This is a genomic window from Dietzia sp. SYD-A1 (genome assembly GCF_015356725.1).
In the GTDB taxonomy this organism is placed as follows: domain Bacteria; phylum Actinomycetota; class Actinomycetes; order Mycobacteriales; family Mycobacteriaceae; genus Dietzia.
The window spans coordinates 1-8,201 of record NZ_JADDKI010000072.1 but is presented as its reverse complement, the minus strand read 5'-3'; the positions used below and the strand labels follow the sequence as shown (position 1 = coordinate 8,201).

Sequence of the window (8,201 nt, the reverse complement as noted above, 5' to 3'; positions counted from 1 at the left end):
CCCGAGCCCCCCGAGCTCGCGGATCCGGCCTCGCGGAAGAACATCACCACGATCACGCGCACGTAGAACGAGGCCGCGATCGCGCTGGTGAGCACACCGATCACCACCAGGGTCACGGCGCCGCCGGCGACGGCGGCCGAGAAGACCGCGAACTTGGCGATGAACCCGCTGGTCAGGGGAATCCCTGCCAGTGCGAGCAGCAGCACCGCGAACGCGCCCGCCACCAGCGGCTGGCGCCGGCCCAGTCCGGCCCAGGCCCGGAGATCGCCGATCTCGGCGCCGTCGGCGTCCCGGACCAGCCCGGCCGCGGCGAACACGCCCACGGTGCTGACGGCGTACGCAGCGAGGTAGAAGAGCATCGCGGACGTCCCGGTGGACTGGACCGCGATCACCCCGGTGAGCAGGAACCCGGCGTGGGCGATGGAGGAGTACGCCAGGAGCCGCGTGACGTCGTTCTGCGCGACCCCCACGACAGTTCCCACGATCATCGTCAGCGCCGCGATCACCCACAGCACCGGCGCCCAGTCCGCCTCGAGGCCGGGCACCGCGGTGTGGAAGAACCGGAGGATCGCGCCGAACGCGGCGACCTTGGTGCCGGCGGCCATGAACGCGGTGATCGCGGTTGGCGCGCCCTGGTAGACGTCGGGGGTCCAGGTGTGGAACGGCACGGCGCCGACCTTGAACAGCAGGCCCACCGACATCATGGCCACGCCGATCAGGGCCAGGGCGCCGCCCCCGTCGGCCTCGACCGCCTCGGCGATCCCGCGGAAGTCCACGGTCCCGGCGGCGCCGTACACCAGCGCGACGCCGTAGACGAAGAACGCCGAGGAGAACGCACCCAGGAGGAAGTACTTGACCGCCGCCTCCTGCGAGAGCAGGCGTCGCCGCCGGGCCATCCCGCACAGGACGTACAGGGGCAGCGAGAGCACCTCCAGCGCGATGAACAGGGTGATCAGGTCGTTCGCCGCCGGGAACAGCATGAGGCCGCCCGTGGCGAACAGCGTGAGGGGGAAGATCTCGGTCTGGGTGAACCCCGCGCGCTCGGCGTCGCGCTCTCCCGAACCGCCGGGGGCCACGGCGGCCTGGGGCGCGAAGCCCGCGAGGACCTTCTTGCGGGAGGCCGAGGGGATGACGGTGCGCTCGCCGATCAACAGTCCGGCGGCGACGGCCACGACCACCGTGACGCCCTGCAGGAACAGCGCCGGCCCGTCGACCGCGACCGCGCCCTCGGCCGTGACGATCCGCGTCCCGGACAACAGGAGCACGGAGACGAGGGCGGCGGCGAGACCGCCCAGGTAGACGGCCATCTGTGTGGCATAGCGCCGCCGGGCGGGGACGAACGCCTCCACCAGCACACCGACGATCCCCGCCCCGAACACGAGGAGAAGGGGCGCGAGCGATCCGTACGCGATGTCCGGGGTCATCGGGCTCCTCCCACGAGGGCGACGGTGTGGGCGACCGCCGGTTCGATCACGTCCAACGCGGGCTGCGGGTAGAAGCCCAGCACGATCAGCGCCACCACCAGGGGGATCACCACCACGAGTTCGCGGTGGCCCAGATCAGGTGTCCGCGCCAGCCCGGTCGCGGGTGGTCCACCCATCACCCGTTGGTAGGTCCACAGGATGTAGATCGCCGCCAGGACGAAGGTGCTGGTGGCGAGCACCGCGGCCACCGGGTACGGGCCGAAGGTGCCGACGAACACCAGGAACTCGCTGACGAACGGGGCCAGACCCGGGAGTGACAGGGTGGCCAGGCCGGCGATGAGGAACGTCCCGGCGAGGAGGGGGGCCACCTGCTGCACGCCTCCGTAGTAGCCGATCTCCCGGATGCGGTGTCGGCGGACGAGGAACCCGGCCACGAGGAACAGCGCGGCCGTGGCGACGCCGTGGTTGACCATGTAGAGCGTGGACCCGGCGGCCGCCTGCTCGGTCCTCGCGAAGATCCCCAGGATGATGAACCCGAAGTGGGAGATGGAGGCGTAGGCGATCAGCCGGAGCAGGTCGGTCTGGGCGATGGCCATGAGGCCGCCGTAGACGATGCTGACCACCGCGAGCGTGATGAGCACCGGCGCCGCCGTCGCGGCCGCATCCGGGAACAGCGGCAGGCTGTAGCGCAGCATCGCGAACGTGCCGACCTTGTCCACGACGGCCATCATCAACACCGCCGACGCGGGCGTCGCGGCCACGGCCGCGCCGGGCAGCCAGGTGTGGAACGGCCACAGTGGCGCCTTGATCGCGAAGGCCAGGGTGAAGGCGGCGAACATCAGCAGCGCCACGCCGGGCGTGATCTCCAGCCGACCGTCCGCGACGGCCGCGGTGATGAGGCGGTAGTCGAACGTGCCCGCCCCGATCGATCCGGCGTCAGTCCCTATCCCGGCGCGGGCGGTGAGCACGTAGAGGCCGATCACCGCGACCAGCATCACCAGCCCGCCGAGCAGGTTGTAGATGAGGAACCGCACGGCCGCCGCAGCCCGGTCGGCCCCGGTGGAGTCGCTGTGGCCGAACCCGCCGATGAGGAAGTAGAGCGGGATGAGCATGGCCTCGAACGCGACGTAGAACAGCAGCACGTCCAGGCTGGTGAACGCCACCAGCGCCAATCCCTGCGTGGTCAGCAGCAATGCCGGGTAGGCCTGCGCGCGGCGACCGTGGGCGCCGTCGTCGACATCGTGCCATCCGGCCAGCAGGAGCAGCGGCATGAGGGCGGCCGTGAGCAGGACCAACACCAGGGCGATCCCGTCGAGCCCGAGCGTGTAGGTGGCGCCGAAGGCCGGGATCCACGAGCGTGACTCGACGAACTGGTGGGTCTGGCCTGCGGGGTCGAACCCCACCGCGAGCGCGACGGCCACGGCCAGCACGCCGAGCGACGTGGCCAGGGCGAGGGGTCTCGCGGCGCGTCGCGCGCCGGAGGGGAGGGCGACGACGACGAGAGCGCCGACCAGGGGCGTGAGCCACAGCGCGGAGAGCAGACCGGGCCCGTTCACAGCACACCCCCGGCCGACATGGCGGCGATGATCAGGGCCGCACCCACGAGCATGTACAGCGCGTAGGAGCGGGTGAGTCCGGACTGCAGCAACCGGCCCCGGGCCGACAGGGCCCCTATCGCCGCCGCGATCCCGCCCGTCGCACCGCCCACGACCCTGCGGTCGACCACCGCGGTGCCCGCGACCAGGGCCTGGCCCGGCCGCATCAGGGCCCCCTCGTTGACGGCATCGGCGTAGAGGTCCCGGCGCGCGGCCCGGGTGAGTGCGGAGGCGTCCGGCGGCACCTCGAGCGGGATCTCGCCCCGGCCGTACAGCCGCACCGCGATGGCGATCCCGGCGGCCACGACCACCAGTGAGGCGGTGGTGACCAGCCAGACCGGCACGACGTGCTCGACGTGGTGTCCACCCACGACCGGGGCCAGCCAGTCCTCGAGCCGCCCGCCGATCGCGAGCAGGGCTCCGGAGGCCACGGACCCCACCGCGATGACGATCATCGGCGCCGTCATGGACACCGGTGACTCGTGGGGATGCGCGCCGTCCCGCCAGCGCCGTCGGCCGAAGAAGGTCAGGATCATCACCCGAGTCATGTAGAACGCGGTCAGACCGGCTCCGAGGAGCGCCACCGCGCCCAGCAGGTAGCCGGCCGCTCCGCCGCCACCCACGTCGAACGCCGCGGAGATGATGCCCTCCTTGGAGTAGAAGCCGGCGAACGGCGGGACGCCGATGATCGCGAGGTACCCCAGTCCGAAGGTGACGAAGGTGACCGGCATGACCGTGCGGAGGGCGCCGTACCGTCGCATGTCGACCTCGTCGTCCAACCCGTGCATGACCGATCCCGCGCCGAGGAAGAGTCCGGCCTTGAAGAAGCCGTGGGTGAGCAGGTGCATGATCGCCAGGGCGTATCCGGCCGGGCCGAACCCGGCCGCCATGACCATGTAGCCCACCTGGCTCATGGTCGAAGCGGCGAGCACCTTCTTGATGTCGTCCTTGGCGCAGCCGATCACCGCGCCGAACAGCAGCGTCACCGCGCCGACGGCGATCACCGCCGTCCGCGCCGCCGGTGCCGCGTCGAAGATCGGATTGGCCCGGGTGATGAGGTAGACCCCGGCGGTGACCATGGTCGCCGCGTGGATCAGGGCGGAGACCGGGGTGGGGCCCTCCATGGCGTCCCCGAGCCACGACTGCAGCGGCACCTGGGCGGACTTGGCGCAGGCGCCCAGCAGCAACAGCAGTCCGAGTGCGGTGACCACGCCCGGGCCGAGGTCGGGCGCGACGCCGTCCACACCCGCCGCGACGGTCCCACCGTCGATCGCGGCGAAGACCCCGTCGAAGGACAGGGTCCCCAGCTGGGTCACCATCACCATCAGCGCGACGGCGAGCCCGATGTCGCCGACGCGGTTGACGACGAAGGCCTTCTTGGCCGCCGTGGCCGCGGACGGCTTGTGCTGCCAGAACCCGATGAGCAGGTAGGAGACCAGTCCCACGCCCTCCCATCCCAGGTAGAGCACCAGGAAGTCGTCCGCCATCACCAGCAGCAGCATCGCGGCCAGGAACAGGTTGAGGTAGGCGAAGAACCTCCGTCGCGCGGGATCGGCGGCCATGTATCCGGTCGAGTACACGTGGATGAGCAGGCCGACGCCGGTGATCAGCAGGACGAACACCATGGAGAGCTGGTCCAGTCGCAGGCCCATGTCCACGGTGAGGTCGCCCACCGAGATCCAGGTGAACAGTGTCTGCTGCAGGGTCCGGTCTGCGGGCCCGCGGCCGGCCAAGGCGCCGAACTGCCAGACGGCCGCACCGAACGCGGCGAGCGCGGCGGCGCAGCCCAGCAGGTGGCCCCACGGGTCGCTGCGGCGCCCCAGGAGCAGCAGGAGGGTGGCACCGAGCAGCGGCAGGCCGGGGATCAGCCACAACGTCACATCAGGAGTCATCGGCGCGTCCTCAATACCTGAGCAGACTGGCGTCGTCGATCGAGGCCGACCGGCGGGAACGGTAGATGGCCATGATGATCGCCAGGCCGATCACGACCTCGGCCGCGGCCACCACCATGACGAAGAACGCGAACACGTGTCCGCCCACGTCGCCGTGCATCCGGGCGAACGTCACGAGCGCGAGGTTGGTGGCGTTGAGCATGAGCTCGATGCACATGAACACCACGATCGCGTTGCGCCGCAGCAGGAACCCGGCCGCGCCGATCGTGAACAGGATCGCCGAGAGGTAGAGGTAGTTCTCGGGGTTCACGGTCGTCCCCCCTCGTCGGGCCCTGCCGTGTCGCCGGAGCCCAGCTCGCGGTCGGAACCGTGCCGTCGCAACACCTCGCTCACCGAGTCCGTGGCCTCCGAGCCGTCGGGCAGGCGGGCCGGGGAGTCCGCGGAGTTGCGACGCGCGTACACGCCGGGGCTGGGCGGCGGCGTCACCCGGGCGGTGCCGTCGTGCTGCCAGTCGAGGAACCGCTGCTCGGACATCTCGCGCTGGGTGCGGCGTCCGGAGAACCGCTCGCGGTGTGCCAGCACCATGGCACCCAGGGTGGCGATGATCAGCAGGACCCCGGTGAGCTCGAACGCCCACACGTGGCGGGTGAACAGCAGCGTGGCCAGGGCGGGCACGTCGTCGTGGTCGGCGCCGAAACCGGTGAACGGGGGCAGCTGCGCGCGGGCCAGCCCGGTCGCCAGGAGGACCCCGAAACCGAGCCCGGCGACGATCGCGGCCACGCGGTGGCCTCGGATCCGCTCCACCAGGGACTCCGAGGACTCCACCCCGATGAGCATCACCACGAACAGGAACAGCATCATCACCGCGCCGGTGTAGACGACGATCTGGCCGACGCCCAGGAACACCGCCCCCTGCGCCATGTACAGCACGGCCAGGGCGACCATCGTCATGGCCAGGCAGAGCGCGGAGTAGACCGCCTTGGTGGCGGAGACCACCCCGAGGGCCCCGACGACCACCACGACCGCGAGCACCCAGAACAGGACCGACTCCCCGGTGGACACCGAGTCCCCGGCCATCACGACCTGCTCCCGCCATCGGGTCCGCTCGACGCGGTCCCCAGGACGTCGCCACGGTAGTAGTCGGCGTGCGTCGTCCCCGGGGCCATGTCGTGCGGGGCGGGGACCATCCCGTCGAGCATCGGCCCCAGCAGGTCCTGCTTTTCATAGATGAGCCCGGCCCGGTCGTCGCCGACCATCTCGTAGTCGTTGGTCATGGTCAGCGCGCGGGTCGGGCAGGCCTCCACGCAGAGCCCGCACCCGATGCAGCGCAGATAGTTGATCTGGTAGATCCGCCCATAGCGCTCGCCGGGTGAGTACCTCTCGGCCTCGGTGTTGTCGGCGCCCTCCACGTAGATCGCGTCCGCCGGGCAGGCCCACGCGCACAGCTCGCAGCCGATGCACTTCTCCAGGCCGTCGGCGTAGCGGTTGAGCTGATGGCGGCCGTGGTATCGGGGGGCGGTGGGGACCTTCTCCTCCGGGTACTGCTCGGTGTGCTTCTTGCGGAACATCGTCGCGAACGTGACGCCGAACCCGGCGAGCGGCTCGAGGACCCTCGGGATCCTAGGCATTGCGGGCCTCCTCCGATGAGGTGCGCTGGTGGGGCAGCGGCGGGACGGGGAACCCGCCCGCCACCGGGTTGTAGGCCGGGTCGCCGGACCCGGTCGATACCCGTGATCGGTCGGAACGGTCCGTGGCGGACCCCCCGCGGCTCGGGCGGGTGCCGATGCGCGAGCGGAGGGCCAGCACGATCACGACCACCGCGATCAGACCGACGGTCACCAGGGCGATGGCCACCCCGTCGTACCCGGCGTTCGAGAAGGCCCGGATGCTCGCCACGGCCATCACCCACGCCAGGGAGACGGGGATGAGCACCTTCCAGCCGAACCCCATGAACTGGTCGTAACGGAGCCTCGGCAGGGTGGCCCGCAGCCAGATGAACAGGAACATGAAGCCCCACACCTTGATGACGAACCACAGCAGCGCCCACCACCCGGAGTCCGCGCCGTCGATCAGGGAGAACGGCAGGGGGGCCTGCCAACCGCCGAGGAACAGGGTGGCCGCGAGTGCCGAGACCGTGGTCATGTTGACGTACTCGGCCAGCATGAACATCGCGAACCGCAGCGACGAGTACTCGGTGTGGAACCCCCCGACCAGCTCGCCCTCGGCCTCGGGAAGGTCGAAGGGCGCGCGGTTGGTCTCGCCGACCATGGAGATGACGTAGATGAGGAACGAGGGCGCCAGGAGGAACACGAACCAGACCTCGGCCTGGGCGGCGACGATGCCCGAGGTCGACATGGTCCCCGCGAACAGGAACACACCCACGAAGGACAGTGCCATCGCGATCTCGTAGCTGATCACCTGCGCGGTGGAGCGGAGCCCCCCGAGCAGCGGGTAGGTGGAACCGGAGGACCAGCCGGCCAACACGATCCCGTACACCCCGATCGACGTGACGGCCAGGATGTAGAGCACCCCCACGTTCAAATCGGTGAGCTGCAGCGGAGTCCGGTGACCGGCGATCGAGACCTCGGGCCCGAAGGGGATCACCGCGAACGCCATGAACGCGGGGATCACGGCGATGACCGGGGCCAGCAGGAAGATCGGCTTGTCCACCCCGGCTGGGATCAGCCCCTCCTTGAGGGCGATCTTCACGCCGTCGGCCAGGCTCTGCAGCATGCCCAGAGGCCCGACCCGGTTGGGTCCCACCCGCATCTGCATCCAGGCGATGACCTTGCGCTCGAGGTAGATCGCGGCGAGCACCGTGACCACCAGGAACGCGAAGACCGCGAGCACCTTGAGCAGCACCAACCACCACGGGTCGATGCCGAACGCGGACAGGTCCGGGTGCGCGGTCGCCGTCACGGGGCCACCTCCCCGGCGACGATCCGGACCACGTCTCCCGCGGCCGCGGCGAGCGCGGCGTTGACGGCCGATCCGGGCGAGTTCTGCGGCACCCACACCACGCGATCGGGAATCTCGGTGACAGCGCAGGGCAGGGTGATCGATCCGCGCCCGGTGGTCACGGTCAGTGGCTCGCCGTCCGCGACGCCGACCTCGTGCGCGGTGGCCGGGGACAGCCTGGCGACGGGGGTGCGGGCCGTTCCGGCCAGGTGCGGTTCGCCGTCCTGCAGACGACCCGAGTCGAGCAGCATCCGCCAGGTGGCCAGGACGGCCTGCCCGGCGGGGGGCCGGGGCGTCCGGGCCCGGTCCGGGGGAGCCGACCTCCTCGTCGT

At 70.8% G+C, this 8,201-nt stretch carries 8 protein-coding genes; all 8 read right to left on the bottom strand.

The features are described 5' to 3' along the window. Nucleotides 1–1,424: NADH-quinone oxidoreductase subunit NuoN (gene nuoN / locus IY392_RS03805; RefSeq protein WP_194860544.1), on the bottom strand; the 1,424-nt coding region annotated here is incomplete at its 3' end. After that, complete coding sequence (locus IY392_RS03800) at nt 1,421–2,980, bottom strand: NADH-quinone oxidoreductase subunit M (protein WP_194860543.1); 1,560 nt, start codon at nt 2,978–2,980, stop codon at nt 1,421–1,423. The genes nuoN and IY392_RS03800, both read right to left, overlap by 4 nt. Next, nucleotides 2,977–4,911, bottom strand: coding sequence for an NADH-quinone oxidoreductase subunit L (gene nuoL, locus IY392_RS03795; RefSeq protein WP_194860542.1), 1,935 nt, complete (start codon nt 4,909–4,911; stop codon nt 2,977–2,979). Before nuoL ends, IY392_RS03800 begins: the two co-directional genes overlap by 4 nt. A 10-nt stretch (nt 4,912–4,921) precedes the next feature. After that, nucleotides 4,922–5,221: an NADH-quinone oxidoreductase subunit NuoK gene (nuoK, locus tag IY392_RS03790; RefSeq protein WP_182627215.1), complete on the bottom strand. Its 300-nt coding sequence runs from the start codon at nt 5,219–5,221 to the stop codon at nt 4,922–4,924. Continuing rightward, nucleotides 5,218–5,988: an NADH-quinone oxidoreductase subunit J gene (locus tag IY392_RS03785; RefSeq protein WP_107755513.1), complete on the bottom strand. Its 771-nt coding sequence runs from the start codon at nt 5,986–5,988 to the stop codon at nt 5,218–5,220. Before IY392_RS03785 ends, nuoK begins: the two co-directional genes overlap by 4 nt. After that, entirely contained in the window at nt 5,988–6,539 is a 552-nt protein-coding gene (nuoI, locus tag IY392_RS03780) for an NADH-quinone oxidoreductase subunit NuoI (protein WP_194305492.1), read from the bottom strand. Before nuoI ends, IY392_RS03785 begins: the two co-directional genes overlap by 1 nt. Then, nucleotides 6,532–7,830, bottom strand: a complete 1,299-nt coding sequence (gene nuoH, locus IY392_RS03775) for an NADH-quinone oxidoreductase subunit NuoH (protein ID WP_194860541.1) — start codon at nt 7,828–7,830, stop codon at nt 6,532–6,534. Before nuoH ends, nuoI begins: the two co-directional genes overlap by 8 nt. Next, the coding region (locus IY392_RS03770; protein WP_304511135.1) for a molybdopterin dinucleotide binding domain-containing protein at nt 7,827–8,201 on the bottom strand (375 nt) is incomplete at its 5' end. The genes IY392_RS03770 and nuoH, both read right to left, overlap by 4 nt.

What these genes read in the sequence shown, in the direction of transcription:
- nuoL (WP_194860542.1), bottom strand. Translation starts at nt 4,911, where the DNA reads ATGACTCCTGATGTGACGTTGTGGCTGATCCCCGGCCTGCCGCTGCTC.
- IY392_RS03785 (WP_107755513.1), bottom strand. Translation starts at nt 5,988, where the DNA reads ATGGCCGGGGACTCGGTGTCCACCGGGGAGTCGGTCCTGTTCTGGGTG.
- nuoI (WP_194305492.1), bottom strand. Translation starts at nt 6,539, where the DNA reads ATGCCTAGGATCCCGAGGGTCCTCGAGCCGCTCGCCGGGTTCGGCGTC.